Source organism: Rickettsia sp. MAE-05, from assembly GCF_057319745.1.
Genome location: NZ_JBLTIO010000001.1, coordinates 177,329 through 202,137 on the forward strand (window position 1 = coordinate 177,329; position 24,809 = coordinate 202,137).

Here is a 24,809-nt window from a genome sequence, read left to right on the forward strand (position 1 = left end):
GGAATTTATATTTTTGCTATTTTGCGTAATTTATCAATTATTTCGGCATCTAGATAAGAAGGAGCAGAAGATTTATTATTAATCCAATTATAAAGATCATTATCATTTTGATCAAGTATTAAAGAATAGCCTTCAAGTTTTTTTTCATCCATTAAGGATAGGTACTTTTCGGCAAAGCTGCCGAGTATATAATCCATTTCTTTGCAGCCGCGGTTTTTACTACGGTAAAAAAGTTTCTTTTGTAAAGAGTTTTTATTTAATTTATTCATCTATAACATCTTGCAAAATTTTTTTATAATAATATTATTAAATTTATCAGATACCAAGATCATTTTAAAATGCTTTAGGCATTGCCTCGAAGCAGTTAATGCCGTCATTGCGAGCGACTAAAAGGAGCGTGGCAATCTCATAAAGCAGGACTCCTGAGATTGCGGACGTACAAATTACTACGTAATTTTCCTCGCAATGACGTAAACTTTTCAAATTATCAATAACAGCAAAAAAGCGTAAATATGTCGGTTCAAAATATCTGTTCTACAAAAGCTTATGATATATTAATTTCAAATGATAATGCTTTTCTTGTGGATGTTAGAACTAAAGAAGAGTGGCAACAAGTTGGGATACCTCATTTAGATAATAAAAATAAGTTGGTCTTTCTAAATTGGCAATTGAATAAAGATTTTGAAGATAATTTTTTATCTATAATTAAAGATAAAATAGATGCAGCAATATTTTTTCTGTGTCGTTCAGGATATAGGTCATTTATCGCAGCAAATTTTATAGCTAATATGGGTTATAAAAATTGTTATAATATTAGTGACGGCTTTGAAGGAAATAATCAAGACAAAGGCTGGAAACAAAATAACTTACCGTGGCAGTTTTAAGTGAGTACTAATCAAATAATTTTAACGGATCAAGGTGATAATTATGTAAATGTCTGGAGTCACGTGGCTCAAGATCTTTACAATCATTACGGTGAAACTCTATATAATAGCTGGTTTAGTAAAGTCAATTTTATAGAGTCTTCATTAAATACCGTTATTCTTTGTGCCCCTACTAACTTTGTTAGAGATTGGATAAAATCCAAATACTCTATGGTCATATTGCAACTATTTCAACATTATAATAATACCATTAAGTCGATTGAAATAATTACTAAAGAGTTACCTGGAACAACCCAAACAGTTATAGAATTACCTACTAAGACTTTTGCCGATATCGGCAGCAGTGAGCTTAATTCGGAAAATATCTTTTCAACTCTTGACGTACGTTTTACTTTCGATAATTTTGTGGTTGGAGCCCCAAATGAACTAGCTTATGCAGCAGCAAGAGCTGTTGCGGAATCATCAGGTGCGGTTTCTGAGTCTAATCCGCTTTTTCTATATGGTGGGGTTGGGCTCGGTAAGACGCATTTAATGCATGCAATCGGTTGGTACATCAAGCAGAATAACCCAAGCCGCAAAGTGATATATATGTCTGCAGAGAAGTTTATGTATCAGTTTGTTAAAGCTCTGCGTAATAAAGAAGTAATCTCGTTTAAAGAGAAATTCCGCTCGGTTGACGTGTTGATGATTGATGATATTCAATTTATTTGCGGTAAAGATAGTACGCAGGAAGAATTTTTCCATACTTTTAATACATTGATTGATAATAACCGTCAAATGGTTATTTCTTGTGATAGGTCACCTTCAGATTTAGATAATATTGAAGATCGGATAAAATCTCGTCTTGGATGGGGCTTAGTTGCTGACGTTCATAGTACTACTTATGAGCTACGACTCGGTATTCTAGAATCTAAGATTGAACAGATGAACGTTAAAATACCGAAAGACGTAATTGATTTTTTAGCATCTAAAATCGTTTCAAACGTTAGAGAACTTGAAGGAGCTTTAAATAAAGTCATAGCTCATTCTAATTTTACTTTAAAAGAAATTACACTCGAAAATACACAAAATATTTTAAGAGATTTATTACGTTCTAATGAAAGAATAATTACCGTTGAAGATATTCAGAAAAAGGTAGCTAGTCGTTATAATATTAAATTATCCGATATGTCTTCGTCACGGAGATTACGAGAAGTTGCAAGACCACGTCAAATAGCTATGTATCTTAGTAAAGCATTAACACCGAAAAGCCTTGCAGATATCGGTAAAAAATTCGGTAAAAAAGACCACACGACGGTTATGCATGCTATTAAGAAAGTAGAAGAATTACTGGAAAACGATATAGAATTACGCGAAGAGATTAATTTGCTGATGAAAATATTGCAGAATTAGTAAAGTACTATGTCATTCCCGCGAAAGCGGGAACCTAGAAAAAAATGAAACTATTTAAATCTTTTATATTTATACTTATTGACTAATGGATTTCTGCTTTCGCAGGAATGACATAAACAGCAATGTAACAAAGCCAAAATGTTACAAAAATGACATAGATATATACCAAATGCCCTCAAAAAATGATTCAGTAAAAGAAATTTGGTAGAGAGAATTATAGTTAAGGAGTTATGGCAAAAATAGATGTTAAGTGTAGATATTGTAACAACACAGAAGAAGTAATAAAGTCAGGATATTCAATTTCAAAACAACAGAGATATCAATGCAAGCGGTGTAATCGATATTTTCAATTGGAGTATATTAATAATGCATCTAAGCCTGGAGTTAAGGAGCAAATAGTAGAAATGTCAATCAACGGCTCTGGAGTTAGAGATACAGTAAGAGTATTAAAAGTGGGTATCAATACAGTTATCCGTGTTTTAAAAAAATCTAGTATTAAAAACAATAAATCATTCTATCAGTACAACAAAAGTAATTATTGCTCCTGAGATAGATGAACAATGGTCTTATGTACAGAATAAATCCAGACAACGATGGCTTTGGTATGCCTTGGATAAGATTTCGTTAAAAGTAGTTGCTTATACGTTTGGTACAAGATGTGATAGCACATTAGAATCATTACTGAAAAAACTAGAGAATTTCAAGGTGACTTTTACTATACAGATGGATGGGGGAGTTATGCTAGGTTATTAGACCCTAAAAAGCATATTATCAGTAAAAAATACACTCAACGGATAGAACGAAGTAACTTGAACCTTAGAACGAGATGCAAGAGGCTTGCACGTAAGACAATCTGCTTTTCCAAGTCATTGGATATTCATGATAAGGTTATTGGTACTCTTATTGAACGTATAGCTTTTTAATAGGCGTAACTGCAATATGGAGGCATGACCACATATTGCAAGTAAAATAAGACAAAAATAGAGATAAATAGTTTTGTCATTGTTCCTCCATAAGATTTAGTTAAAATAGACCTCTTTATAAGATAGGTTACGCAGAGGTCTGCTATTAATTTTATAGAGGTGTTAAAACTCTTTGATTTATCCATGAGAACCAAGGATAAAAGATTTTAGTATATTGTTTCAGCGTTTTTTTGAATTCTCGCTTTCGAGTGTTGTTGCATGAATTGTTTTATGTCATTCCTGCGTGTGCCGGTTTTCCCGTCATTGCGAGGAAATTACAAAGTAATTGACGAAGCAAAAGAATATTACGCTAAAATCTCATGGTTTGAGACTTCATCGTCTATCCCTTCAAGGTCCATCTCTTCCTTTAAGGCTTCCATACTACAGCTACTAAATACATCAAGGCTATTTTGCTCGGCTTGCCATTTTAAGCTAGCTTCTTTAAAACTAACAATACCATTTTCAATTTCTTCTAATGTCCAATTTTTTATTTCGTGTAAAAAATTCTCTATATCTGCTTTTGCTTCTGGATTTTTTTCGATGAATGGATTAAAAAATTCCTTGATACCTGCTAATAATTTTTCTTTTCCAGGTTCTATGTCTTTTATATCTTTAGAATCTAGAGCTTGAGCTATCGGTGTATTAACTGCATCCTCGTTGTTTGCTATATCCTCTTCTTCTTCAAAGCCTTCATCTATTAAATCTACAGGTTGATTAGCTGCTTGTTCTTTATTTAAATTATCTATTAAAGTATCACATAATCTTTGTATTTGTTCGCTATTCTCTGCTACATATTTACGTCCTATTTCTTCTAATTTTTCGATATTTTTAGGACTTGCATCATCTAAACTTTCAGTCTCTTTAGTAATAGGTAATCCTATTTCAAAAAATTCATCTTCTCCGGATAAATCATTTTTAACCTCGATAGTGGAAGAATTTTCCATATTGTTCATAAGCCTGCTTACTAATTTTCCTTTTACAAGCCAACCTATTACCCCGTCAAAGCCGATTTTAGGTATGGAACTCGTAGGTTCGATGTCATTACTGAAATTGAATGCACAAACCATAGTATTGTCTAATATCTCTTTCTGTTCTGTGCGACTGAGAGTTTTCTCTTCGCGTATATGACTTTGTTCTTTATGTATATAGCCTTTTTTAAGCAACTTTAAAACCTCGTTTGCCGGTCTGTTTGCGTCTAACCCTCCATCTGCATATGCGTAAGGAGTGCCGGAAGCATATTCATGTCCTTGTACGGCTGCTTTATCCATAATAGGTTTAAAATATGTAGGTGCAGCTGTTGTTGCAAGTAATACGTCTTTTACCCTAACATGAGGGCTATAACCGTGAAAGCTGTCAAAAATTTCCAATTCTCCATCGTTAGTAGTCAAATCATTTACTGGAATAACAAGGCGGGAAGTAGTATTATCCATTCTATTATCGCCTAAATATTTTTCTAATAATTCTTTTAAAGGTTTCTGACTATATTTATGAGTAAATAACTGCTTAACCGAACCTAAGAAAGTATCAGGAAATATATCATTTGCACTCGACTTAAATATCTCAAGGGCTTCTCTAGCACTATATTTTGGTTCGTTTGAACCTGGTTCTTTCGGAATTGTTAATAATGCAGCAATAAGACCACCGACACTAGTACCGGAAATAATAGGAAATAGTTCAGAAATAGATTTTCCTGTTCTCTCTTCGATTTCTATAAGTACCATTAATTCGGATATACCTTTAATTCCACCACCGGAAAGTGCAAGTACTCTATTAGTTTTTGCATTATCAATTTTTTCTGCCATAACAATACCGTAAAGATTTACATTGTGCGGCAATATATAACAAAAGTTAATAATTGTCAATAAATTTATCTGTATAAACTTAACAAAATTTAACTTACAAAATAAAATTGTAACTATTAGTAAAGAAGACTTAATTAATGATTAATATTTTAGTATATAGCTAATATTATAACTATAATGGGTCATGCCTCCATATTGCAGTTACGCCTATTAAAAAGCTATACGTTCAATAAGAGTACCAATAACCTTATCATGAATATCCAATGACTTGGAAAAGCAGATTGTCTTACGTGCAAGCCTCTTGCATCTCGTTCTAAGGTTCAAGTTACTTCGTTCTATCCGTTGAGTGTATTTTTTACTGATAATATGCTTTTTAGGGTCTAATAACCTAGCATAACTCCCCCATCCATCTGTATAGTAAAAAGTCACCTTGAAATTCTCTAGTTTTTTCAGTAATGATTCTAATGTGCTATCACATCTTGTACCAAACGTATAAGCAACTACTTTTAACGAAATCTTATCCAAGGCATACCAAAGCCATCGTTGTCTGGATTTATTCTGTACATAAGACCATTGTTCATCTATCTCAGGAGCAATAATTACTTCTGTTGTACTGATAGAATGATTTATTGTTTTTAATACTAGATTTTTTTAAAACACGGATAACTGTATTGATACCCACTTTTAATACTCTTACTGTATCTCTAACTCCAGAGCCGTTGATTGACATTTCTACTATTTGCTCCTTAACTCCAGGCTTAGATGCATTATTAATATACTCCAATTGAAAATATCGATTACACCGCTTGCATTGATATCTCTGTTGTTTTGAAATTGAATATCCTGACTTTATTACTTCTTCTGTGTTGTTACAATATCTACACTTAACATCTATTTTTGCCATAACTCCTTAACTATAATTCTCTCTTATTACTGTTTGAGGATTATAGACTATTTACTCTAAACTGCAATACGGAGGCACGACCCAATATGCCTTTGGCTCTAAGCCTTCTGAGGAATATTTTTCTTATGTCAAACAACTTTCTAAATCTAATGGAAATTACCAAGATGGAGAAATTGAAATTATTCTTGACCCTAGTAAAATTCAGCAGATCGCAGAAAAGCAAAAAGGACGCTTACTGAAGAAAGGATTTTCAGAAGAAGATGTAACAAAATTTAGCCGTATAGGTATTATTGCTGAGGATCATTATTGGATTTGGATACGGGACGCAGTATTATTTCCAAAAGGAGTTTCTGGAACATATAATAGAGTTATATGGAAAAATACTTTAAGTAGCTCTCCGCATGGGGTAGCTATTTTACCAATTTTACCTTCCGGTAAAATTAGTTTAATTCTCACTTACCGGCATGCAACTCGCTCTTGGGAATTTGAATTACCACGAGGAGGGATAAATTTGCATGAGCCAATTACAAAAGCTGCAATGCGTGAATTAAAAGAAGAATCAGGTCTAGTTGCAAAATCCTTAGAATCTCTAGGAGAGATAGCGTTAGATACAGGCATGGCAAGCACTGTGAATCCTATATTTATAGCAAAAGTTTCTTCTAAAGAAGACTCAGCAATAGAAGAAACTGAAGCAATCGCAGGCGTATATAGTTTTACAAAAGATGAGATAAAAAAAGGCTTATCTCAAGGTTTTTTGGAAGTCTCAGTATCGGGTGAAAAAAAGCGTATTCCGCTTCGTGATGCATTCTTGGCATTCGCCTTGATTCAGGCAGAATATCGTAAATTACTATAAATACCACCGCCTCTACTCGTCAGGTGTTCCCTGCGTGGATAATAAAGGTCGTCATTGCGAAGAAAAACTGTAAGTTTTGACGAAGCAAGGAAGAAAAAAAGTTCTGATTTACAGAATTTTTTTATTATCTTTCTGGATTGCCGTGCAGTCTACGACTGCTCGCAATGACGATGCTTATCTTTAGTTAGGAATACTTGACTTTTTCTTATATAAAACCCAAATGCAATAAAACGAAATAGCAGAGCTAATACTTAAAACGAAGCATAATAAAGCAAAATTGCTTATCGTTTCGCTGTGTATTTTAGAAACCAAATAAGTTACGGCAGCGATAACTACATAGTATATTGCACCAAATATAGACCCGGCCGTACCTGTTACTTTAGCATAATCCTCCAGTGCATAACGAAGCATCATAGGGATAAGTAGATTATGCCCAACCATATGAATCATCATAGGTACAAATATCATAGCGATTGCAAGACTATGACTTGCTGAAACCACTTCTAATATAAAAGCATTTACCGCAAATAATATACAACCGCACAAACTAAAAATAAATCCTAAACCCATAACTTTTTTATCGTGTACATGGCGTTTTTTTATTAAATACCCTCCTAAAAATCCTCCAAAGATAGCGGCAAAAGATAACAAAAACGCTAATTTACCGTAAAAAGATGGCGAAACTTTCATTTTATCAATAAAAATAAAAGGAGCTTCTAGGAAAAAACCATAATATATGCCGTTAAATGCACCGATGATAAAAGCATATAACCAAAGAATTTTATCTTTAATAATTACCTGCAAAACCTCGAAATATTTACTGCTTTGTGAAAAATCTATATAAGAATTTGTTTCAGGTAAAACTTTATAATATAAAGCTAGTAATATAGTACCGGTAAGACTAAAAAATACAAAAACATAATGCCAGCTTGAATATTCTATAATATAACCACCTATCGATGAACCGAGTGAAGGGATAAATAACAGCCACGGAGATAAGCTAGCGTAGACATATGATAACTCTGAGCCTTGATAGGAATCTCTAGCCATAGCCTGCCCAATAACAGAACCCACGCTTACACCGAAAGCTTGTACAAAACGAGCTATCATCAGCATTTCTATATTAACTGCAAAAATGCTGATAATTGAAGATATAACATAAATAAAAAGCCCGAGTAAAGCTATAGGTCTTCTACCGTAAATATCCGATAATCTGCCAAGCGTTAATATACCGAGAGCAAATCCTAAAAAATATAATGTAGACGTAATTTGAGTGATACCGCCGTCAATGTCGAAATATTTAGTTAAACTCGGTAATCCTGAAGTATAAATCGTTTCCGTAGTCGGTGATAAAATAAATAAGCACAGAAGCATCCATGCCGGGATTTTAGCGCTTATTTTCATAAGTGTTGTAAACTACATTTTTATGTCATTCTGTTAATTGCAGAAATCGGCTTTGTTGCATGGCTCGTTTATGTCATTCCCGCGTGGCATTGTTACGAGGATACCAACTCGTCATTGCGAGGAGCGAAGCGACGTGGCAATCCAGAAAAAATAATAAAAAAATTCTGTAAATCAGAATTTTTACTGGATTGCTTCGTCGAATTACTACGTAATTCTTCTCGCAATGACGAAAAACCAAGCCATGCAACAAGACCCCGACTCCGCAGGAATGACATAAATAAATACCGCCGCTTTTACTGATTAATTCGCTCCAAACAAATTCGTTCCATAATGTTTTTTAATTTTTCTACTCTCTCAATCAAGTAAAGTAACTGCTCTTTGCTAATTTTATAATTTTTATCATATCTTGCATCAACGTAAGCTTTTTTTAGTAATTCAAAACATTCTTTTTGTTCTTCATTTGCTTGCGGAAATACTTCCCATAATTCGCTATTATAATTTGCTGCTCTGCCGCCTAATTCCTCTATATCATGTAGCTTTGGTTTATAATTAGAAAAAACTAATAAAATGCTACTGTAAAAACTTTCCGTAGCTTGGTGTAACAAGAAAGCTGCTATGGAATTTTGATTTCTTTGTAGAAAATCATTTGCTCCTAATAAAAAACCTTTTCCTTTATCAAACCAATATTCATAATAATCTTTAGCAATTTCTTTCATCTCACTCCAAGGTAAATCTTTAGCTTCGCTTAAGGTAAATTCCTTGCTATCATATAAAAGAATACCTTCTTTTTTAATATCTGTGAAAAATAACGCCCTATTTCTAATTGCCTGTTTACTTCATCTATTGACTCTAGAATTATTGATATTCGTGAATCATATGGGATAATTTGATCTTTTATTACTCCGGTTTTTTTAATCGTTTATATATATTATCTTTTAATCTTAAAGTAGCATGCCCTTTATATTTACTTTTCTTAAGGATTATCAAAATATCAGTATCGCTATGATAGCCGTTAGGTAGATCACGTACCCAATCACCTCTTGCAAAAGAGCCATATAAGATAATCATAGCAATTTTATCTTGTGCAATATCTAAAATTTGCTGCACTATAAAATTAAGCCTTGCTTGGATTTTTAGGGAACGATCGGGCAAAATTGTTTTCATAATATTACTTTTTTCGGTATTTTAAGTATTTTTCCGTCATTGCGAGCGACCGTAGGGAGCGCGGCAATCCAGTAAAAAATTCTGATGTATAGAATTTTTTTATTATTTTTTCTAGATTGCCACGTCGCTTCGCTCCTCGCAATGACGATATCCGCTTTTAGTTAGCAATGCCCATAGTAGCTATACGTTAAATCTAAAATGTACTATATCCCCATCTTGCATTTTATATTCTTTACCCTCTAAACGCATTTTGCCTACCTCTTTGGCTTTTGCTTCACTACCGAGATTTATGTAATCTTCATAGCCGATAACTTCCGCTCTGATAAAACCTTTTTCAAAATCGGTATGAATAATGCCGGCAGCAGCCGGTGCAAGCGTGCCGTCTTTAAAAGTCCAACTATGGGCTTCTTTAGGACCTATGGTAAAAAAGCTTTTAAGGTTTAAGAGATTATACCCCTCTTTAATCACTTTACTAAGCCCCGTTCCCTCTAAACCTATAAATTTTAAAAACTCTTCTTTTTCTTCCATGCTTTCAAGTAAAGCAATCTCAGCTTCTATTTTTGAAGAAATTACGACACTTTTAGCGTTTTCTTTCTTTGCTCTTTCTGCTACTAATTTCGTAAATTCATTACCCATAGCAGCATCTTTTTCAAGTACGTTACATATATATAAAACGGGCTTAGAAGTAATTAACTGCAATTGTTTTAAATTATCAGCTCCTAAAATTTCATTTAATACTCTTGCAGGTTTACCGTCTGCCAACACTTTATAAACCTCTTTTAACAATTCTATCTGCTCTGCCATTGTTTTATCACCTGACTTCAAGCGTTTTTCGCTTGTTGCTAAACGCTTTTCAACCGATTCTATATCGGCAAGTATTAACTCTGTTTCAATAACCTCAAGGTCGTGAATTGGGTCGACTTTATTATGTACGTGCGTTATATCCTCATCCTCAAAACAACGCAGTACGTGCAGTATTGCATCAACTTCCCTGATATGAGATAAGAACTTATTACCAAGCCCCTCCCCTTTACTTGCACCTTTAACAAGCCCTGCAATATCGACAAACTCAATATAAGACGGAATGATTTTTCCGCTTCCTGTTAAATTTGCGAGTCGTTGCAAACGCTCATCCGGTACTAAAACTTTACTGCTATTAGGCTCAATAGTACAAAACGGATAATTAGCAGCATCCGCAGCCTGACTTGCCGTTAAGGCATTAAATAACGTTGACTTACCGACATTCGGTAACCCAACAATTCCGAGTTTTAGTGTCATAAATTTTTCCGTAAATAATACATTATAGAGTCTTTTTCGTAACCGTGCATAGCAAATTCAATTTTATACCCAAGTTTCTCATAAAATGGTTTTGCTTGGAAGTCCATAGTAACAAGATGAATAAAATTACAGTCTCGTTCACGTGCTAAATCCTCAGCTTTTTGCATTAGTAAAGTACCGTAATTTTGGTTTCTTATATTTTCATTAACAAAAAGTGAATCAATATAAAACCCTCCCCAAGAACTCATACCGCTAATTCCTGCAACAAAATTTTTATCCTGATCTAAACAAGACAATGAAAAAGATTCAATATCTCCTACTAACCCCTTTTTTTCTCTAGCATCTTTGTTCAAAGCCTCAATAATTATAGTTCTATGAGTTTTATCCATTTCATCGGCATAAACAATTTCAAAATCTTGTGTCATAAATTTTTTCTGTTTAGTTTTAATATCGTTTTCCCGTCATTGCGAGGAGCAAAGCGACGTGGCAATCTCGTCAAATATCCTGAGATTGCCGCGTCGAGGCTTCGCCTCTCCTCGCAATGACGATTTTTATACTATCTTATTCTTAAATTCTTCTAACTTATTATCTAATATTAAACCAAAATTATTAGCGATTTTATCTATAGCTTGCATTGCTGTTTCATATTCGGATTTCAGGAAATTATTAAGTACGTAATCTGCTACATCCTGATTATTTTGCGGTCTACCGACTCCAATCCTAATTCTGTTATAATTATTACCTATAACTCCGTCAATCGATTTTAAACCGTTATGCCCGCCGTTACCGCCGCCAAGCTTAAACTTTATTCTACCTGTTTCTAAATCAATATCATCATGAATAACAAAGATTTTTGCGGAGTGGATATTATAATATGTTTTCACCGATATCACTGACTTACCGGACAAGTTCATATAGGTAGTGGGCTTTATAAAAACTATCTTTTGTCCATCACTAATAGTTTCAGCAATCTCACAATTGAATTTTTTCTTTATACTAAATGATGAATTATATTGGTTTGCTATTTTCTCTATAGCAATAAAGCCGATATTATGCCTCGTATATTGATACTCTTTTCCTGGATTACCAAGACCAATAACAAGAATCATAATAATTTACCTAATAAATAGTAATGGAAAATTTTTGAAGAAATATTAATTTGGAAGAAGTATAGAATAATGTCATCCTTAGCTCAGTATTACCTGCATGGATTGGTTTTTCGTCATTGCGAGGAGAATTATGTAGTAATTTGTACGTCCGCAATCTCAGGAGTTTGTTATTATTTCATGAGATTGCAACAATGTTCCGCTCCTCGCAATGACGGTTTTGGTATCTTGCCCGCTCACAATGACGATTTAAGTATCTAAGCAAGTCCTTATCGTGAGAAGTATCTTACTTCCCTGCTTCAGCGGCTTGTTGTTCACCTTCAGCTTCAGTTTTTGCTCCTCTACGTCCTATAATAGTTGCAAGAACAAATTCTTTTTTAGTAGTAAAACTGCATCCTTTCGGTAATTCTATTTTTGAAGATTTTAGCGAAGTAGCAATAGGCATATTAGTAACGTCGATAGTTACGTTTCTTGGGATGTTATTAACATCACATAATAAAGTAACTCTTCTTTTTACTATATTAAAATATCCGCCTCTTTTAACGCCTAAAGCTCTTTCTTTCCCTTCATATACTACAGGTACTTCCATTTTTTGAGTTTTCTCTTCTAAAAAGACAAAATCAACATGGCGTACTATATCCGTAACGGGATGTAATTCCACCGCTTTCGGTAATACTTTATATTTTTTCTTATCGATCGTTAAATTAATTAACTGAGAGATAAACGCCGGCTTTCTATAATATTTAGTTATTTCCTTTTCTTCCAAAGAAATACTAACAGGGGTTTTACCCGCTCCGTAAATAATAGCCGGAACACGTCCTTCTCTTCTTAATGCTCTTGCCGCTCCCGTACCGAATTCCGTGCGGGATTTCGCTTCAAGTTCTAATATTTCACTCATTATTTCAACACTTTAAACTTAAAAAAGATTATAATAGCTTCAATTAATATAAAATTCAAGTATTTTTAGGATACTATATAACTTAACTAATAATTTTCAGAGAGACGAGGTTTAATTTGGAAAAGAGCAAGGCGTTTTATATTTTTTGACCGCAGCGTAGATAAGCTACGTGAGGAACAAAAAATATAAAACAACGACGCCAATTTTTCAAATTAAACGAGTATCTCACTCAATACCTAAAAATTTATGAGTCTGCAACGATAACCTAGCACCGCTTTCTAGGGCTAATTTTACTGCTAACTCATTATTTTCGGCATTAAGTCTTTGGTCGTTTTGATCCATAGGCTGAATAAAAACCGGTATATTATAAGAGGTTTGCCCTATTTCCGGTATGATGCTATATTCTAAAATATTTTTAGCAACAATAAATTTCACTGCACTAATTTTATGCAATAAATCTTCCCTTATTTTACTATAACCGTTTTTACCGGCTTTCGGCGAACAAATTATAGACACTTCATTCGGCAAAGAGCGATATAACGTACCGTTAGTCTCTATTTGGATCTTAAAATCTCGGTCTAATAACTTCTGACATAATAATTCTATCGGTTGACGCATCGGCTCGCCACCGGTTATTACTACTAAACTGATTGATTTTTCATTTTTAGAATTTAATGCCAAGCCTTCTACTTTATTTAAAATCTCAGCTATATCTACTAACTTAAAATCTTCAAACTCAGTATCGCAAAAATTACAAGCAAGATTACACCCTCCAAGCCTAATAAAAATCGCAGGGCAACCTACAAAAATACCCTCACCTTGTATAGTCTTAAAAATAGAGTGCACCTCTAACTTAGTACCGTCACCGTTTAATATGCTTCTTTTAGGATTTTGTCCGAACATTTTTTAATAATTTATCTATTGGTTAAGCACATTATAATACATTTATATAAAAAAATCTTGCAATAACTAATAAAAAAAACTATTATCTAGTTTTCTATCTGTACGTGGCTTTGGTATGCCTAATTACAGTTTAAATCTTAGTAAATACCAATTTAAAGGAATAATCATGCCTAAATTAAAAACAAAATCTGCTGTAAAAAAGCGTTTTAAACTTACTGCTACCGGCAAGGTTATCGCCTCTCAAGCAGGTAAAAAACATTTTATGCGTCGTCGCACTAAAGCTCAAATTCGTAACCTTAGAGGAACTACAATACTTTGTCCTCAAGACGGATATAATATTAAAAAATATTTTTTACCGTACGGTATAAATTAATTTAATTAGGAGCTAAAGCAATGACACGTGCAAAATCAGGAAAAATTTCCAAAAATCGACATAAAAAAATCCTCAAATTAGCCAAAGGCTATAGAGGTAGAGCTAATAGCTGTTTTAGAGTAGCTATTGAAAAAGTAGAAAAAGCCTTACAATATGCTTATAGAGACCGTAGAAATCGTAAGCGTGATTTTAGAGGGTTATGGATTCAAAGAATAAATGCGGCAGTAAGAGAGCATGGGCTTGTTTACTCTCAATTTATGGGAGCTCTTAAAAAAGCAGAAATCGATATAGATCGTAAAGTACTTGCAGAACTTGCCGTCAATAACAGTGATGGATTCGCAAGTATCGTAGAGCAAGCAAAAGCACATATTTAAGTATAAATAGTAAACGTCATTGCGAGCGACTGAAAGAAGCGTAGCAATCTCATGAAATAGTATAAAACCCTGAGATTGCTTCGTCAAAACTTACAGTTTTTCCTCGCAATGGCATTTATTTCATTATAAGTAATTAATTTTCGTTCGGTATAAATATTATGAAACGTACATTTCAACCTAGCAATTTAGTTAGAAAAAGAAGACACGGCTTTAGAGCTAGAATGGCTACTCCGACCGGAAGAGCCATCTTAAGAAAACGTCGTGCTAAAGGTAGACATAAATTATCTGCTTAAAATAATCTGACTTACCAAATTGGCTATTACCTCTTTAAAAAATCAAAAAGAATTTGAGCTTATAAATAAGCTTGGAAAGAAGTTCCATGAGAGATATTTTATTTTGGTAATAGCCAAAAAACTTCCAAAAATCTTCCTTGAATCAAAATACAACACCTTTTTAGGAATCAAAGTTAGCAGAAAGCTAAATAAAAAAGCCGTGGTTCGCAACAAAATTAAAAGGCGTATAAGACATCTGATTAGAATTATTGTTAGCGATTCTAAGCTTAATGCTATAAAATTCGCAATGATTATTATTCCAAGAAAAGGGTTTGAAGAGATAAACTTCTCACACTTGAATTGTGAATTAAGTAAAATAATTCTAAGAAATATTTAGATTTTATTGAATGGCTTAACATCGCCCGACATGGAGCGGTTTTTCCGTCATTGCGAGGAGGCTTTACCCGTGTGAACCGAAAAATCCGTTCGGTGTCATACCGTGACTTGACCATGGTATCCAAAAAACAATAAAAATACTAATAATTTTAGTATTTTGGTCGTGTGGATAAGATTTCGTTAAAAGTAGTTGCTTATACGTTTGGTACAAGATGTGATAGCACATTAGAATCATTACTGAAAAAACTAGAGAATTTCAAGGTGACTTTTTACTATACAGATGGATGGGGGAGTTATGCTAGGTTATTAGATCCTAAAAAGCATATTATCAGTAAAAAATACACTCAACGGATAGAACGAAGTAACTTGAACCTTAGAACGAGATGCAAGAGGCTTGCACGTAAGACAATCTGCTTTTCCAAGTCATTGGATATTCATGATAAGGTTATTGGTACTCTTATTGAACGTATAGCTTTTTAATAGGCGTAACTGCAATATGGAGGCATGACCCACAGAAGTTGTATCTTCATCAGAAAATATACTCATTGATAAGTAAGAAGGCTCCGGCATAAAATATGATTTAATTTTCTCCCATAAACCTAAATTAGTAGGTTTATAGAAAAACTCTGATCCATGTGCATTTATAAAATATTCACCCGGCCCTGAAATTAATTCATCTAAGGTTTTTATTTCCTTGATATCAGGATTTTCGTTTTTCATATTTACATCCGGACCTTTAAGCAATATTTTTTGCATATTTACATCCTTATTCAATTAATTTAGTTATCATATTATGCGGTAATTTCCATAGAATATGGTAATTCTTAAAGAAGTCAAGAGAAAATTTAGAGTTGATAATTATAGATAATAGCATTACAAATAAAGCGAGAAAGGATAAGATTTAAAAAATCTTATCCTAGTTGAGTATAAAAATAGAGTTTATTAAATCTCCGAATCAATATCTCCCAATATTATTGTATCTGAATTATTATATATATTTTCTTCCGTAAAATTTAAATTGAGTGCAATAGTATTATTTAAAAGAATTTCAGGAGTTATTCCTTTATAATTTATATTTTCTATTATATTTTTTGAAACAATATTTGATCCTAGAGTTAGTGTACCCTCACCGGATATATTTAAAGTGCTTCCTGATCCTATAGTTAGTAGCGGCAATATTCAAAGATTTTCCTGTTTCTATAATTACGTTAGTATCAGAATTGAATGAGATATTAGTAAGAGTCGTATTTGATTCTAGAACAAGTCTAAGAGTATTTATATTCATAAAGTCTACATGAATATCTAAACAATCTTCAATTTTTATTTCTTTTAAATAATTTTCTTGTGCCTCTTGTGACATTTCAAGTAACTCATTTTTAGCAATAGTCATTTTTTCTGCTAGTTTATATAGATTTTTATCTTTTAAGAGATCTAATAAAAATTTTTTACTAGGTAACAACTGCAATAGTTCCTCATAAGTTATGGTATCGGAAAACCATTTTATTAACTTCCAATTTTCAAAAAAGAATTTTTTATCATTTTCCTCTGTTAGTGTTCTATAGAATTTTATCCGCTCATCATTTACCGTAAAATCCTCGGATAATTTTTTGAGAGTTTCTTCTAATCTACCTAATATTGCTAAATCAAAAAAATCATTACTGCTATGTATTTGCTCATTATTAAGAGTAAGAATTGCACTATTTCCTGCTATTAACTCACATAACTTCTCTAACTCATTACCAACTACGTAATCAATATCTTTAAAACTAAGTTGCTTTTGTTTAAGTAATTTTTGAATATTTTCATTAAGAAGATAAGTTGCTTTTGTATAGTTTATTGCTCCAAGTTCATTTATGCCTTTTTGCTTATCATCTTCATAATAATTACGAGCAATTTCAAACAATCTTCTTACTATAATTCTAGCTTCAATAATTCTATCTTCATTTATGTTATTTTCCCTGGAATAACTACTAGCTAATATCTCTAACAATGGATAATTTGAAATAATAGACTCTATTTCTTCTGCACTTAACATTCCATCTTTAACTAACAAATGCTTTTCTGTTGATGCTTTAGGCCTTGACGCTTGCACCTCTACACTTAATTGTTTATAATTGTCTATACTTTCCTCGTCTTGTTTTTTCTTATACGCATCTTCTATTTCTTTTTGCTTTAATTCATTACTCTTACTCCAGTTATAAGCCTCTTTTTCTTCTTCATTTTCAGCTTGACCGTTTTTAATACGCTCTATTTTGTTCTCTATTTCTACAATTTTTTCTTTTATAAATTTAGAAGACTCTATATATATTAACTTCAAAAACTCCTTATCTACATTCTTATCTTTATCTTTAATATATTTTCTAAATTCTGATTTTAATCTGAAAAACTCTTTCATAACCTTAGCATTCTCAATAGGCATTGATTGGTTAAGGTACTTTAAATTATTGTAAATATACTGAAAATTTTCTTTTTGCTTTTCATAGTCAAATAAAAATTCTGCTTTTATATACTCTTCAATAGCATCAATAACACTTACTACAAAACTTGTCTTTTCTACTTCAAAATCTAATTCGCTCATATTCAAATCCTAATTATTATTAAATTAAAATTTAAGAAATTTTAACTTTTGGTAATATAATAATTAATTAAGATAGTGTCAATGTCATATAGTCAATTCAATTGGATTTTCATACAAGAAGCAAGGAGCGAAACCTATAGACTAGTAGGCGAATCCAAATCAATTGACTATAAAATACGGTCATTGATTTTTATGTAAAATTCTATCAAACTATTATCAATAAAAACTTATAACCACTTCCGTTTCTTAAAATATTTATAGGTAATAATTGTAGATAATAGCATTAAAGATAAAGCTATAGGATAACCATACGGTGATTTAAGCTCAGGCATTACGGTAAAATTCATGCCGTAAATACTGGCTATTAAAGTAGGTGGGAGAAAAAATATAGTAACCAACGAGAAAATTTTAATAATATTATTTTGTTCAATAGCAATCATACCTAGTGCTGCGTCTAGAGTTCTTGCAATCTCACTAGATATAAATTGTGAAAAATTAATTATTGAGTCTACGTCTCGAAGCAATGTATCTAATAGATCCTTAGATGCTTTATTTTGAGTTATTTGTGGAGATTTTAAAATATATTGAATAGCCATAGTTAAAGAAAATAAACATTCACGACTTTTAGAAAGTAAATCACCTTTTCGACCTATTTTCTTTAATACATTGGTATGATCTATACGCAAATCATTAATGTTATTATCAAGTATTAAACGTCCATAATCATCAATATCCATACTAATCGACTGTACAATATTCGATAATCTTGTTACCATATTACGAAGTAACATAAATAAAATATTTTCTGCATTATATTTGTTATTAAGCTGCTTAGCAAATTTATTTATACAGTCATTAAAGGGTATTAATTCTACGTAACGAACTGTTATAAGACAACCTTTATGCAAAATAAATACTATAGAATGTGTTTCGGGAAATTCTTGCTCTTTATTAATAAGTTCTGTAATAGTTAGATATAACGCCTCATTTTCAACATATAACCTCTCGGAAATCTCAATTTGTGATATATCCTTTAAAGTTGGTATTTCTATATTTAATGTATTTTTTACTATTACTTTTTCTTCATCGGTTATATTGAATAAATCAATCCATAATGTAGATTCATTAATAATATATTCTTCATTTTTTACTATAGAATTATTTTCCTTTAAATATGTAGTTATCATATAATCTCAAATATGTTTTTGTAGAGATTAACAAACTTCACTCTTTAAAGCAACTTAAAGCTTTTATTCTTGCAGATGATTCCTATTATTAGACTTCTTACATAACCTATCTTAGAAAGAAAGTTTGAAAGAAACACGAAAGCACTTGCCACCACAGCGTATATAAATATATGAGGATGCGAGTAGATATGTTGCATGGATATCTAATCGTCATTGCGAGGAGGCGTTGTTGCGTGGATCGATTTAGCCTGTGTCATCCCGTGGCTTGACCACGGGATCCAGCTAAAAATACTAAAATTATTAGTATTTTTTATTGTTTTTATGTACCTAGTTAGCAAGCCACGGGGTGACACAGTGGGTTTTACCGGTCCACGCGGCAATACCGGATTAACGTACAAATCATCTTTAAAAGGAGGTTATGCAAGAAGTCTATTTTCTAAATAACAAATAATATACTATATAAAACCATCCAAAAAATCCATGAATGATAGCCCATAATATTGATTTATTCACATTAAACGATATTACTATTGCAAGTATTGTTCCAAGAGAAATACCACCATATCCTAAATAATTCATATATTTTGCCCTTAATGTTTTTTAATATTATTGTAGGATATTTATTATGTTTTATTAAGACATTTTGTGAATTAAAAATAATTAATTTATATATTATTGCTTAAAAACTACACAACAGCAGAACTTGTATATATTAATTATTTTTTTGCAGTAAGAGTATATTAATAATGCATCTAAGCCTGGAGTTAAGGAGCAAATAGTAGAAATGTCAATCAACGGCTCTGGAGTTAGAGATACAGTAAGAGTATTAAAAGTGGGTATCAATACAGTTATCCGTGTTTTAAAAAAATCTAGTATTAAAAACAATAAATCATTCTATCAGTACAACAGAAGTAATTATTGCTCCTGAGATAGATGAACAATGGTCTTATGTACAGAATAAATCCAGACAACGATGGCTTTGGTATGCCTTGGATAAGATTTCGTTAAAAGTAGTTGCTTATACGTTTGGTACAAGATGTGATAGCACATTAGAATCATTACTGAAAAAACTAGAGAATTTCAAGGTGACTTTTTACTATACAGATGGATGGGGGAGTTATGCTAGGTTATTAGACCCTAAAAAGCATATTATCAGTAAAAAATACACTCAACGGATAGAACGAAGTAACTTGAACCTTAGAACGAGATGCAAGAGGCTTGCACGTAAGACGGCATGACCGCAGTAAGATTCCAAATTTTCTCTGCTTTGCTTCCAAGCCACCAAAAGCTTATTCCTAGAATTGTAAAAAATACTGCTTTATGAGTTGTATTCCAAAAATATTCAAAAAATCTTGTATATAAATTAATAAATAAAAAAGCAACTCCAAATCCTTTAGTTATCGAATTATCTTGTTTTAAACCGTGATAAATAGCTGCTCCGGACATTAAGGCAAATAATAAAGACCAATGAAATAATTCTATCGGCTTTACCAACCGCCAGGTGCTATAATCTTCAGGGTCATAATTTCCAAATATTGATAATAACCACATTGCAATAAATGAATATAATAAACCAATTACAAGAGTTACTTGAGTAAAATGATTGAATTTTTTATTTTCCTCTAGTGCAAGAGCAGAAAATGTTAAGATTCCTCCAAATAATATAAAACGTAATGGATAATTCATACCTAAGTAATATGCTCCCCATCCTGACATATACCCGGTTTCTGCTCCCATCCAACTACCTAGTGAAATTAAAGCAAAGCACCAAATTAAATTTGATTTAGAGAAATATCCTAATATGGCATAAACAATAAAAGATAAAAGCAATAAAATGGAAAAATGTCCACTCCCTGAATCAAATGCTTTTCCTAGTTGATAAATAGCACAAGCAGTGGTTAAGACCCCTAAAAATAATATTGCCCCATTGCTAAAAATTTTCTCTGGTTTTTGTTGCTGTCTTTTAAAACCAACAAAATAAATTATTCCCGATAAAGTTGATAAGGTAATAAATTTCAGCAGATACGGGGCATTAAAAATATATTCTAATAATTCTCGTAGATAACGATCAGACAAAATAGCATTAATAGCAATAACTATACATATTAAAGAAATCCAAAAAGAATATCTAGCTAATTTCTTCCAATCAAAATTTAATATTTCTATATCGTTTTTAAGTAATATAGTCGTATTATCATCAAGTAAACCGGTATTATTCCATTCATCTAATGCTGAAAAAAGTATCTTTGCTTGTGATTTGGCAACTTTCATAAATTAACCTAGATATCTCTCAAATTTTAATAGGAAGATATTATTAATATAAAAATATGTCAAGAATTACTAGATTCTGTTGACAGGTATTGCTAACTATCAACAGATATCGCTATTAGCGAATGAACGTAAGCATTGTTGCATGATTTATTTATATCATTTCCGCTTTCGCAGGAATGACATAAAACGCATTTTTTGAGCCATGCAACAACACCGCGAACGTAGAGAGCATGGTAATTCAGAATTTAATTAGATTGCTTCATCAAAATTTTCAATTTTTCCTCGCAATTATTTAAAATATAAATAATTTCTTATTTCGCACAAGGAGCAATATTCTCCATTGCTACTAAATAATGAGAAGGATATTTTGGTCATGCCTCCGTATTGCAGTTTAGAGTAAATAGTCTATAATCCTCAAACAGTAATAAGAGAGAATTATAGTTAAGGAGTTATGGCAAAAATAGATGTTAAGTGTAGATATTGTAACAACACAGAAGAAGTAATAAAGTCAGGATATTCAATTTCAAAACAACAGAGATATCAATGCAAGCGGTGTAATCGATATTTTCAATTGGAGTATATTAATAATGCATCTAAGCCTGGAGTTAAGGAGCAAATAGTAGAAATGTCAATCAACGGCTCTGGAGTTAGAGATACAGTAAGAGTATTAAAAGCGGGTATCAATACAGTTATCCGTGTTTTAAAAAAATCTAGTATTAAAAACAATAAATCATTCTATCAGTACAACAGAAGTAATTATTGCTCCTGAGATAGATGAACAATGGTCTTATGTACAGAATAAATCCAGACAACGATGGCTTTGGTATGCCTTGGATAAGATTTCGTTAAAAGTAGTTGCTTATACGTTTGGTACAAGATGTGATAGCACATTAGAATCATTACTGAAAAAACTAGAGAATTTCAAGGTGACTTTTTACTATACAGATGGATGGGGGAGTTATGCTAGGTTATTAGACCCTAAAAAGCATATTATCAGTAAAAAATACACTCAACGGATAGAACGAAGTAACTTGAACCTTAGAACGAGATGCAAGAGGCTTGCACGTAAGACAATCTGCTTTTCCAAGTCATTGGATATTCATGATAAGGTTATTGGTACTCTTATTGAACGTATAGCTTTTTAATAGGCGTAACTGCAATATGGAGGCATGACCAAGATTTTTAAGACCTGTAGAAGAAACTGCTTAGTAGTTAAAAGCAAACAATTAGTTAAAGATAGTGACAGTAAATATTTGGACTGAGTAATTACTTATATAAATATAAGCAATATACTAATTTAGTCTTTAAGGAGGTAATCCAGCCGCAGGTTCCCCTACGGCTACCTTGTTACGACTTCACCCCAGTCGCTAATTTTACCGTGGTTGGCTGCCTCTTGCGTTAGCTCACCACCTTCAGGTAAAACCAACTCCCATGGCGTGACGGGCAGTGTGTACAAGGCCCGAGAACGTATTCACCGCGGCATGCTGATCCGCGATTACTAGCGATTCCAACTTCATGCTCTCGAGTTGCAGAGAACAATCCGAACTGAGATGTCTTTTAGGGATTTGCTCCACGTCGCCGTCTTGCTTCCCTCTGTAAACACCATTGTAGCACGCGTGTAGCCCAACCCGTAAGGGCCATGATGACTTGACGTCGTCCCCACCTTCCTCCGGCTTATCACCGGCAGTTTTCTTATAGTTCCCGGCATTACCCGCTGGCAAATAAGAATGAGGGTTGCGCTCGTTGCGGGACTTAACCCAACATCTCACGACACGAGCTGACGACAGCCATGCAACACCTGTGTGTGGTCCAGCCGAGCTGAAGGAAAGCATCTCTGCGATCCGCGACCACCATGTCAAGGGTTGGTAAGGTTTTTCGTGTAACATCGAATTAAACCGCATGCTCCACCGCTTGTGCGAGCCCCCGTCAATTCCTTTGAGTTTTAATCTTGCGACCGTACTCCCCAGGCGGAGTGCTTAATGCGTTAGCTGCGAAACCGAAAGAGAATCTTCCGATATCTAGCACTCATCGTTTACGGCGTGGACTACCAGGGTATCTAATCCTGTTTGCTCCCCACGCTTTCGTGCATCAGCGTCAGTTGTAGCCCAGATGACCGCCTTCGCCACCGGTGTTCCTCCTAATATCTAAGAATTTCACCTCTACACTAGGAATTCCATCATCCCCTACTACACTCTAGATTAGTAGTTTTGAAAGCAATTCCGAGGTTAAGCCCCGGGCTTTCACTTCCAACTTACTAAACCGCCTACGCACTCTTTACGCCCAGTAATTCCGAACAACGCTAGCCCCCTCCGTCTTACCGCGGCTGCTGGCACGGAGTTAGCCGGGGCTTTTTCTGCAAGTAACGTCATTATCTTCCTTGCTAAAAGAGCTTTACAACCCTAAGGCCTTCATCACTCACTCGGTATTGCTGGATCAGGCTTTCGCCCATTGTCCAATATTCCCCACTGCTGCCTCCCGTAGGAGTCTGGGCCGTGTCTCAGTCCCAGTGTGGCTGATCATCCTCTCAGACCAGCTACAGATCGTCGGCTTGGTGAGCCGTTACCTCACCAACTACCTAATCTGACGCGGGCTCATCCATCAGCGATAAATCTTTCCTCCGTAGAGAATATACGGTATTAGCTTTTATTTCTAAAAGTTATTCCGTACTGATGGGCAGATTCCCACGTGTTACTCACCCGTCTGCCACTAACTAATTGGAGCAAGCCCCAATTAGTCCGTCCGACTTGCATGTGTTAAGCATACCGATAGCGTTCGTTCTGAGCCAGGATCAAACTCTCAAGTTTGATTCTGTCAGTTTTACTTTAAAAAATTGACAGGTTTAATTATCACTTTTGTGATATGTACATGTTTACTGTCACTATCTATATCTAATTATTTACTTTTAAAAACAGCTGCGACTTTTTTTCATTTATCGCTTTGGATAGGTGTAGTTATATGCAATATAATCAGCCCTGTCAACTACAATTTTGAAATTATTTTATTTTTTTTATTTTTGTTCTATATATCTAATTTAGATCCTGCTTTTACAGCTTATAATCATTACAAAACTTTAGTTAAAATCTAATCATCACTAATGCTAATATTCTTTATTATATACTGTGCATATATCTTTACTCATTGATATAGTATTTAATAAATACCTATCTCAATCATAACTTTTCATGCTCATATAAAATATCATGAATAATTTGTAAATTCTTAACAGCATAAAGACCATCTAGTGGAGCAATTAAAGCTTTCCACAAAGCCCAGCCTGGTCGTGCCTCCCAAAACAACAGAGATATCAATGCAAGCGGTGTAATCGATATTTTCAATTGGAGTATATTAATAATGCATCTAAGCCTGGAGTTAAGGGGCAAATAGTAGAAATGTCAATCAACGGCTCTGGAGTTAGAGATACAGTAAGAGTATTAAAAGTGGGTATCAATACAGTTATCCGTGTTTTAAAAAAATCTAGTATTAAAAACAATAAATCATTCTATCAGTACAACAGAAGTAATTATTGCTCCTGAGATAGATGAACAATGGTCTTATGTACAGAATAAATCCAGACAACGATGGCTTTGGTATGCCTTGGATAAGATTTCGTTAAAAGTAGTTGCTTATACGTTTGGTACAAGATGTGATAGCACATTAGAATCATTACTGAAAAAACTAGAGAACTTATTGAACGTATAGCTTTTTAATAGGCGTAACTGCAATATGGAGGCATGACAATTAATTTATAGCGTGCGTACTATAGATTAATCTAAGTAAATTATCAATATCTTAATTGATAGTAAAATAA

The 24,809-nt window shown here is 33.2% G+C and carries 27 protein-coding genes, 1 rRNA gene and 5 pseudogenes; 16 read left to right on the plus strand and 17 right to left on the minus strand.

Annotation, left to right across the window (positions count from 1 at the left end):
* Positions 1 to 5 precede the first annotated feature (5 nt).
* Positions 6 to 269 carry an FAD assembly factor SdhE gene (locus ACNFN7_RS01010; protein WP_485440503.1) on the minus strand — a complete coding sequence of 88 codons (264 nt, stop codon included), beginning with the start codon at positions 267 to 269 and terminating at the stop codon, positions 6 to 8.
* A 105-nt stretch (positions 270 to 374) separates the two neighbouring features.
* Here ACNFN7_RS01010 and ACNFN7_RS01015 point away from each other — a divergent pair.
* From ACNFN7_RS01015 to ACNFN7_RS01030, 4 genes and pseudogenes are all read left to right on the plus strand, one after another.
* Positions 375 to 473: pseudogene (locus tag ACNFN7_RS01015) on the plus strand (lytic transglycosylase domain-containing protein); the annotation flags it as partial.
* A gap of 39 nt (positions 474 to 512) precedes the next feature.
* A complete protein-coding gene (locus ACNFN7_RS01020) occupies positions 513 to 884 on the plus strand; it encodes a rhodanese-like domain-containing protein (protein WP_485440504.1) in 372 nt (123 codons plus the stop codon).
* Positions 885 to 2,276 (plus strand): chromosomal replication initiator protein DnaA, encoded by a 1,392-nt coding sequence (gene dnaA, locus ACNFN7_RS01025; RefSeq protein WP_011270703.1) that lies wholly within the window; start codon positions 885 to 887, stop codon positions 2,274 to 2,276.
* A 230-nt stretch (positions 2,277 to 2,506) separates the two neighbouring features.
* Positions 2,507 to 3,199: pseudogene (locus ACNFN7_RS01030) on the plus strand (IS1 family transposase).
* Positions 3,200 to 3,543: 344 nt separating this feature from the next.
* Here ACNFN7_RS01030 and ACNFN7_RS01035 read toward each other — a convergent pair.
* Together ACNFN7_RS01035 and ACNFN7_RS01040 are read right to left on the minus strand one after the other, a co-directional pair.
* The gene (locus tag ACNFN7_RS01035; RefSeq protein ID WP_485440505.1) at positions 3,544 to 5,040 is read right to left on the minus strand and encodes a patatin-like phospholipase family protein; all 1,497 of its coding nucleotides are present in this window, start codon (positions 5,038 to 5,040) and stop codon (positions 3,544 to 3,546) included.
* A gap of 210 nt (positions 5,041 to 5,250) precedes the next feature.
* A pseudogene (locus ACNFN7_RS01040) lies at positions 5,251 to 5,944 on the minus strand (IS1 family transposase).
* Positions 5,945 to 6,356: 412 nt separating this feature from the next.
* Between ACNFN7_RS01040 and ACNFN7_RS01045 the strand changes: the two are divergent.
* Positions 6,357 to 6,797 (plus strand): NUDIX hydrolase, encoded by a 441-nt coding sequence (locus ACNFN7_RS01045; protein ID WP_485440860.1) that lies wholly within the window; start codon positions 6,357 to 6,359, stop codon positions 6,795 to 6,797.
* 180 nt (positions 6,798 to 6,977) lie between these two features.
* Here ACNFN7_RS01045 and ACNFN7_RS01050 read toward each other — a convergent pair whose 3' ends face one another.
* The 8 genes from ACNFN7_RS01050 to ACNFN7_RS01085 form a co-directional block, all read right to left on the minus strand.
* Positions 6,978 to 8,201, minus strand: coding sequence for a Bcr/CflA family efflux MFS transporter (locus ACNFN7_RS01050; RefSeq protein WP_485440506.1), 1,224 nt, complete (start codon positions 8,199 to 8,201; stop codon positions 6,978 to 6,980).
* A gap of 293 nt (positions 8,202 to 8,494) precedes the next feature.
* Positions 8,495 to 8,917: a HEPN domain-containing protein gene (locus tag ACNFN7_RS01055; protein WP_485440507.1), complete on the minus strand. Its 423-nt coding sequence runs from the start codon at positions 8,915 to 8,917 to the stop codon at positions 8,495 to 8,497.
* 181 nt (positions 8,918 to 9,098) lie between these two features.
* Positions 9,099 to 9,365, minus strand: a complete 267-nt coding sequence (locus ACNFN7_RS01060; protein ID WP_485440508.1) for a nucleotidyltransferase domain-containing protein — start codon at positions 9,363 to 9,365, stop codon at positions 9,099 to 9,101.
* Positions 9,366 to 9,545: 180 nt separating this feature from the next.
* The gene (gene ychF, locus ACNFN7_RS01065; RefSeq protein ID WP_485440509.1) at positions 9,546 to 10,643 is read right to left on the minus strand and encodes a redox-regulated ATPase YchF; all 1,098 of its coding nucleotides are present in this window, start codon (positions 10,641 to 10,643) and stop codon (positions 9,546 to 9,548) included.
* Positions 10,640 to 11,068 carry a GNAT family N-acetyltransferase gene (locus tag ACNFN7_RS01070; RefSeq protein WP_485440510.1) on the minus strand — a complete coding sequence of 143 codons (429 nt, stop codon included), beginning with the start codon at positions 11,066 to 11,068 and terminating at the stop codon, positions 10,640 to 10,642. Before ACNFN7_RS01070 ends, ychF begins: the two co-directional genes overlap by 4 nt.
* Before the next feature lie 126 nt (positions 11,069 to 11,194).
* Positions 11,195 to 11,752 (minus strand): aminoacyl-tRNA hydrolase, encoded by a 558-nt coding sequence (gene pth, locus ACNFN7_RS01075; RefSeq protein WP_485440511.1) that lies wholly within the window; start codon positions 11,750 to 11,752, stop codon positions 11,195 to 11,197.
* 283 nt (positions 11,753 to 12,035) lie between these two features.
* Positions 12,036 to 12,647, minus strand: a complete 612-nt coding sequence (locus ACNFN7_RS01080) for a 50S ribosomal protein L25/general stress protein Ctc (protein WP_485440512.1) — start codon at positions 12,645 to 12,647, stop codon at positions 12,036 to 12,038.
* A gap of 225 nt (positions 12,648 to 12,872) precedes the next feature.
* Positions 12,873 to 13,550 (minus strand): 7-carboxy-7-deazaguanine synthase QueE, encoded by a 678-nt coding sequence (locus tag ACNFN7_RS01085; protein ID WP_485440513.1) that lies wholly within the window; start codon positions 13,548 to 13,550, stop codon positions 12,873 to 12,875.
* Positions 13,551 to 13,716: 166 nt separating this feature from the next.
* Here ACNFN7_RS01085 and rpmI point away from each other — a divergent pair, with 166 nt between their 5' ends.
* The 5 genes from rpmI to ACNFN7_RS01110 all read left to right on the plus strand — a co-directional run bounded on the left by rpmI (position 13,717) and on the right by ACNFN7_RS01110 (position 15,445).
* Entirely contained in the window at positions 13,717 to 13,923 is a 207-nt protein-coding gene (gene rpmI / locus ACNFN7_RS01090) for a 50S ribosomal protein L35 (protein ID WP_202068800.1), read from the plus strand.
* Between the two features lie 20 nt (positions 13,924 to 13,943).
* Positions 13,944 to 14,297 (plus strand): 50S ribosomal protein L20, encoded by a 354-nt coding sequence (gene rplT / locus ACNFN7_RS01095; protein WP_032138857.1) that lies wholly within the window; start codon positions 13,944 to 13,946, stop codon positions 14,295 to 14,297.
* A gap of 158 nt (positions 14,298 to 14,455) precedes the next feature.
* Positions 14,456 to 14,590 (plus strand): 50S ribosomal protein L34, encoded by a 135-nt coding sequence (gene rpmH / locus ACNFN7_RS01100; RefSeq protein ID WP_014412518.1) that lies wholly within the window; start codon positions 14,456 to 14,458, stop codon positions 14,588 to 14,590.
* 19 nt (positions 14,591 to 14,609) lie between these two features.
* Positions 14,610 to 14,966 (plus strand): ribonuclease P protein component, encoded by a 357-nt coding sequence (gene rnpA / locus ACNFN7_RS01105; RefSeq protein ID WP_485440514.1) that lies wholly within the window; start codon positions 14,610 to 14,612, stop codon positions 14,964 to 14,966.
* Positions 14,967 to 15,130: 164 nt separating this feature from the next.
* Positions 15,131 to 15,445 (plus strand): IS1 family transposase, encoded by a 315-nt coding sequence (locus ACNFN7_RS01110; protein ID WP_485440515.1) that lies wholly within the window; start codon positions 15,131 to 15,133, stop codon positions 15,443 to 15,445.
* Here ACNFN7_RS01110 and ACNFN7_RS01115 read toward each other — a convergent pair.
* From ACNFN7_RS01115 to ACNFN7_RS01125, 3 genes and pseudogenes are all read right to left on the minus strand, one after another.
* Positions 15,410 to 15,721 (minus strand): annotated as a pseudogene (locus tag ACNFN7_RS01115) (hypothetical protein); the annotation flags it as partial. The gene ACNFN7_RS01110 and the pseudogene ACNFN7_RS01115 sit on opposite strands and share 36 nt — an antisense overlap.
* A 370-nt stretch (positions 15,722 to 16,091) precedes the next feature.
* The gene (locus ACNFN7_RS01120; RefSeq protein WP_485440516.1) at positions 16,092 to 17,543 is read right to left on the minus strand and encodes a hypothetical protein; all 1,452 of its coding nucleotides are present in this window, start codon (positions 17,541 to 17,543) and stop codon (positions 16,092 to 16,094) included.
* Positions 17,544 to 17,770: 227 nt separating this feature from the next.
* On the minus strand, positions 17,771 to 18,730 hold the full coding sequence (locus ACNFN7_RS01125; protein ID WP_485440517.1) for a magnesium transporter CorA family protein: 960 nt from the start codon (positions 18,728 to 18,730) through the stop codon (positions 17,771 to 17,773).
* Between the two features lie 321 nt (positions 18,731 to 19,051).
* Here ACNFN7_RS01125 and ACNFN7_RS01130 point away from each other — a divergent pair, with 321 nt between their 5' ends.
* The 3 genes from ACNFN7_RS01130 (at position 19,052) to ACNFN7_RS01140 (ending at position 19,968) form a co-directional block, all read left to right on the plus strand.
* Complete coding sequence (locus tag ACNFN7_RS01130) at positions 19,052 to 19,174, plus strand: hypothetical protein (RefSeq protein WP_485440518.1); 123 nt, start codon at positions 19,052 to 19,054, stop codon at positions 19,172 to 19,174.
* A gap of 295 nt (positions 19,175 to 19,469) precedes the next feature.
* The gene (locus ACNFN7_RS01135; RefSeq protein ID WP_485440861.1) at positions 19,470 to 19,658 is read left to right on the plus strand and encodes an IS1-like element transposase; all 189 of its coding nucleotides are present in this window, start codon (positions 19,470 to 19,472) and stop codon (positions 19,656 to 19,658) included.
* 1 nt (position 19,659) lies between these two features.
* Positions 19,660 to 19,968: an IS1 family transposase gene (locus ACNFN7_RS01140; protein ID WP_485440862.1), complete on the plus strand. Its 309-nt coding sequence runs from the start codon at positions 19,660 to 19,662 to the stop codon at positions 19,966 to 19,968.
* On the opposite strand, the gene ACNFN7_RS01145 is transcribed toward ACNFN7_RS01140, so the two are convergent.
* Positions 19,928 to 21,001: a hypothetical protein gene (locus ACNFN7_RS01145; protein ID WP_485440519.1), complete on the minus strand. Its 1,074-nt coding sequence runs from the start codon at positions 20,999 to 21,001 to the stop codon at positions 19,928 to 19,930. The genes ACNFN7_RS01140 and ACNFN7_RS01145 overlap by 41 nt on opposite strands.
* Before the next feature lie 451 nt (positions 21,002 to 21,452).
* Here ACNFN7_RS01145 and ACNFN7_RS01150 point away from each other — a divergent pair.
* Positions 21,453 to 22,146 (plus strand): annotated as a pseudogene (locus ACNFN7_RS01150) (IS1 family transposase).
* A 160-nt stretch (positions 22,147 to 22,306) separates the two neighbouring features.
* Here ACNFN7_RS01150 and ACNFN7_RS01155 read toward each other — a convergent pair.
* A 16S ribosomal RNA gene (locus ACNFN7_RS01155) occupies positions 22,307 to 23,805 on the minus strand.
* A 366-nt stretch (positions 23,806 to 24,171) separates the two neighbouring features.
* Positions 24,172 to 24,336 (minus strand): hypothetical protein, encoded by a 165-nt coding sequence (locus tag ACNFN7_RS01160; protein WP_485440520.1) that lies wholly within the window; start codon positions 24,334 to 24,336, stop codon positions 24,172 to 24,174.
* Between ACNFN7_RS01160 and ACNFN7_RS01165 the strand changes: the two genes are divergently transcribed.
* Positions 24,337 to 24,534, plus strand: a complete 198-nt coding sequence (locus ACNFN7_RS01165) for an IS1-like element transposase (RefSeq protein WP_485440521.1) — start codon at positions 24,337 to 24,339, stop codon at positions 24,532 to 24,534.
* A 1-nt stretch (position 24,535) separates the two neighbouring features.
* Positions 24,536 to 24,700, plus strand: a complete 165-nt coding sequence (locus tag ACNFN7_RS01170; RefSeq protein WP_485440863.1) for an IS1 family transposase — start codon at positions 24,536 to 24,538, stop codon at positions 24,698 to 24,700.
* The last annotated feature ends 109 nt before the right edge of the window (positions 24,701 to 24,809 follow it).

Coding starts and splice junctions, on each gene's coding strand:
- ACNFN7_RS01010 (WP_485440503.1), bottom strand. CDS start 269: ATGAATAAATTAAATAAAAACTCTTTACAAAAGAAACTTTTTTACCGT.
- ACNFN7_RS01020 (WP_485440504.1), top strand. CDS start 513: ATGTCGGTTCAAAATATCTGTTCTACAAAAGCTTATGATATATTAATT.
- ACNFN7_RS01035 (WP_485440505.1), bottom strand. CDS start 5,040: ATGGCAGAAAAAATTGATAATGCAAAAACTAATAGAGTACTTGCACTT.
- ACNFN7_RS01050 (WP_485440506.1), bottom strand. CDS start 8,201: ATGAAAATAAGCGCTAAAATCCCGGCATGGATGCTTCTGTGCTTATTT.
- ACNFN7_RS01055 (WP_485440507.1), bottom strand. CDS start 8,917: ATGAAAGAAATTGCTAAAGATTATTATGAATATTGGTTTGATAAAGGA.
- ACNFN7_RS01060 (WP_485440508.1), bottom strand. CDS start 9,365: ATGAAAACAATTTTGCCCGATCGTTCCCTAAAAATCCAAGCAAGGCTT.
- ychF (WP_485440509.1), bottom strand. CDS start 10,643: ATGACACTAAAACTCGGAATTGTTGGGTTACCGAATGTCGGTAAGTCA.
- ACNFN7_RS01070 (WP_485440510.1), bottom strand. CDS start 11,068: ATGACACAAGATTTTGAAATTGTTTATGCCGATGAAATGGATAAAACT.
- pth (WP_485440511.1), bottom strand. CDS start 11,752: ATGATTCTTGTTATTGGTCTTGGTAATCCAGGAAAAGAGTATCAATAT.
- ACNFN7_RS01080 (WP_485440512.1), bottom strand. CDS start 12,647: ATGAGTGAAATATTAGAACTTGAAGCGAAATCCCGCACGGAATTCGGT.
- ACNFN7_RS01085 (WP_485440513.1), bottom strand. CDS start 13,550: ATGTTCGGACAAAATCCTAAAAGAAGCATATTAAACGGTGACGGTACT.
- rpmI (WP_202068800.1), top strand. CDS start 13,717: ATGCCTAAATTAAAAACAAAATCTGCTGTAAAAAAGCGTTTTAAACTT.
- rplT (WP_032138857.1), top strand. CDS start 13,944: ATGACACGTGCAAAATCAGGAAAAATTTCCAAAAATCGACATAAAAAA.
- rpmH (WP_014412518.1), top strand. CDS start 14,456: ATGAAACGTACATTTCAACCTAGCAATTTAGTTAGAAAAAGAAGACAC.
- ACNFN7_RS01120 (WP_485440516.1), bottom strand. CDS start 17,543: ATGAGCGAATTAGATTTTGAAGTAGAAAAGACAAGTTTTGTAGTAAGT.
- ACNFN7_RS01125 (WP_485440517.1), bottom strand. CDS start 18,730: ATGATAACTACATATTTAAAGGAAAATAATTCTATAGTAAAAAATGAA.
- ACNFN7_RS01130 (WP_485440518.1), top strand. CDS start 19,052: ATGTACCTAGTTAGCAAGCCACGGGGTGACACAGTGGGTTTTACCGGT.
- ACNFN7_RS01145 (WP_485440519.1), bottom strand. CDS start 21,001: ATGAAAGTTGCCAAATCACAAGCAAAGATACTTTTTTCAGCATTAGAT.